Origin of the sequence: Mesorhizobium sp. YR577 (genome assembly GCF_900116595.1) — a bacterium.
Classification (GTDB): Bacteria; Pseudomonadota; Alphaproteobacteria; order Rhizobiales; family Rhizobiaceae; genus Mesorhizobium_M.
In genome coordinates this window covers 1-2,558 of the sequence record NZ_FPBI01000063.1, presented here as the reverse complement: position 1 = coordinate 2,558, position 2,558 = coordinate 1, and the positions used below count along the sequence as shown (strand labels likewise).

The 2,558-nt window shown below is 62.8% G+C and carries 2 protein-coding genes; both read right to left on the bottom strand.

Going from position 1 to position 2,558, the window contains the following annotated elements; all coding sequences use genetic code 11:
• Nucleotides 1-339: 339 nt before the first annotated feature.
• Complete coding sequence (locus tag BM413_RS32305) at nt 340-1,533, bottom strand: IS91 family transposase (protein WP_091918914.1); 1,194 nt, start codon at nt 1,531-1,533, stop codon at nt 340-342.
• A 12-nt stretch (nt 1,534-1,545) separates the two neighbouring features.
• Nucleotides 1,546-2,427 carry a tyrosine-type recombinase/integrase gene (locus tag BM413_RS32300; protein WP_091918913.1) on the bottom strand — a complete coding sequence of 294 codons (882 nt, stop codon included), beginning with the start codon at nt 2,425-2,427 and terminating at the stop codon, nt 1,546-1,548.
• Nucleotides 2,428-2,558: the final 131 nt, after the last annotated feature.

Here is a 2,558-nt window from a genome sequence, read left to right as displayed (position 1 = left end):
CCTGAAGGTTTCTCGATGCGGGCCGCATCGCGATGTTCGCCGCCGGCGTTGGCGGCCCGCGTTGACAAACCTTGGAAGGAGGAAGCCGCGGGGGTCTGGGCGAGACCTATGGGGAAAGCGCGTGGGTGCGGACGTCTGTTGTGGAGTTCGAAGCTGGCGGCAGAAGCAAACGGGCCGATTTGAGGGCGTGCGATGACATGATCGGAAGCAGGTCTGACGGCCTCCTTCCTGTCGCGTTCGACGATCTTGCGGTGTTCAGCGTTATGTGGCGCAAACCGATGCCATCCCGGAGCGCCGTGTCTTTCCGGGTCAGCTTTGGTCGTTGTGATGGGCGCCTCGTCATGCTGCCTGCTCCCTTGGTGGGGCACGGGATCTCGGCTTCTGGCCGCGTCGGAAGATCTCGATGATGCGCATCGGACCGCCGCAGGCTGGACATGGCTCGCGCAGTGTGAGCGGTACGATCTCGGCACTTGGCGGATCATCCTCTTTGGCCGTTTCCGTAGAGAGCGCTGTGCGGATTTTTGCGATTGCGGCCTTGCGGCCTGCGCTGGCCAGAAATCCATAATGGCGGATGCGGTGGAAGCCGTCGGGCAGCACATGGATCAGAAAGCGGCGGATGAACTCGTCGGTAGCCAGCCCCATGACCTTTTGACGGTCGCCGTTCTTGATCCGGTAGTCCTTCCAGCGGAAGGTCACCGTCTTGGCATCGGCGCTGATCAGGCGGTTGTTGGAGATGGCCACGCGATGCGTGTAGCGGCTGAGATAGGCCAGCACGGCCTCCGGCCCGCCGAAGGGAGGCTTGGCGTAGACCACCCATTCGGATTTGCGGAAGGGGGCAAGCCAGGCGGCGAAGGTGTCAGCTTCAGCCAGCCCGGCCAGATCACCAAAGAAGACCAGATTGCGTGCGCGATGCAGCGCCAGCAGCCCTTCGATGAACAACCGTCGAAACAGCCGCGACAGGACCCGCACGGGCAGAAAAAACCCCGGACGGCAGGCGATCCATCGCGTGCCGTCCAGCGCCAGCCCGCCGCCAGGCACGATGATGTGGACATGCGGGTGATGGGTCAGTGCCGAGCCCCAGGTGTGCAGCACGCTGGTCATGCCGATGCGGGCACCGAAGTGGCGTGGATCGACCGCGATGGTGGCCAACGTCTCGGCCGACGCCCGGAACAGCAGCCCATAGACCGCCTCCTTGTTCCAATAGGCGATCTGCGCGATCTGTGCCGGCAGAGTGAAGACGACATGGAAATATTCCACGGGCAGCAGATCTTCGATCTGCGCTGCCATCCAGTCGCGCGCTGCAGGCCCCTGACACTTCGGACAATGCCTGTTCTTACAGGAATTGTAAGAGATGTGGCGGTGCCCACATTCTGCGCAGGCGGCCACGTGCCCGCCGAGTGCCTCTGTCCGGCAGGCCTCGATCGCCGACATGACCTTGAGCTGGCTCAGGCTGACACGCCCGGCATTGGCCTGCCGCCACGCAGGCCCGTGGGCGCGGAAGATATCAGCGATCTCCAGCTTCGGCCGGGACACCCCGGCGGCGTGTCACTCCAGCCGACGCATAAGGGACTGATCTTCCAACTGCTTCAGGCGCTCGAAGGGGCTGATGGTGTCGCGGATCATCTTCGTGGCGACATGGGCATATCGGGCAGTCGTGCTCAGCTTGGCGTGGCCGAGCAGAACCTGGATCACCCGTACATCCGTGTTGGCCTCCAGAAGGTGCGTGGCGAATGAGTGGCGCAAGGTGTGCAGCGTGGCGGGCTTGGCGATGCCCGCCTTGTGCTTGGCCGAGGTGAAGGCCCGATTGAGCTGACGCGGCGACAGCGGATTGATCTTCGGCTGGCCCGGAAATAGCCATCCCCGCGGCCGCGATTCCCGCCAGTACTCGCGCAATAAAGCCAGCAAGGCCGGCGAGAGCATGGCCTTGCGGTCCTTGCCGCCCTTGCCTTCTTCGACGTGGATCAACATGCGCTCGCTGTCGATGACCTTGAGGTGGCAAACCTCTGAGGCCCGCAATCCCGCGCCATAACTGATGCCGAGCGCAGCGCGATACTTCAGACCCGGCCCGGGAACCGCAGCCATAAGCGCGGCGATCTCTTCGACGCTCAAGACGACCGGTAGGTTGCGCGGTTTGCGCTGAAACTGCATATGCCGCTTCATCTCTTCGCGACCGCAGGTCACGCCGAAGAAAAACCGCAGCGCGACAATCCGAGAATTGAACGTCCAGGGTGACACCCCGGCATTCGTCATGTGCAGCTGATAGGCGCGCAAATTGTCGGGTGTAGCGAGGTCCGGAGACCGCCTCAAAAACCCGGCGAAGTCCTTGATGGCCCGAATATGGGCCTCCTGAGCCCTGTCGCCCATTCCACGGATACGCATGTCTTCGATCATGCGCGCGCGCAGTGGGGTGGTCCTCTCCTCCTTCATAGGAACCTCCTGTCTGATGATTGAGAAGACCCCAATCGTCAGGCCAGGAACCCGAGTCACAAAGAACCACGGTCGATCAGCAGGCGAAACGCTTGTCACAAGCGCCATTGCCGCGCGAGCGGCTTAGTCCT

What these genes read in the sequence shown, in the direction of transcription:
- BM413_RS32300 (WP_091918913.1), bottom strand. Translation starts at nt 2,427, where the DNA reads ATGAAGGAGGAGAGGACCACCCCACTGCGCGCGCGCATGATCGAAGAC.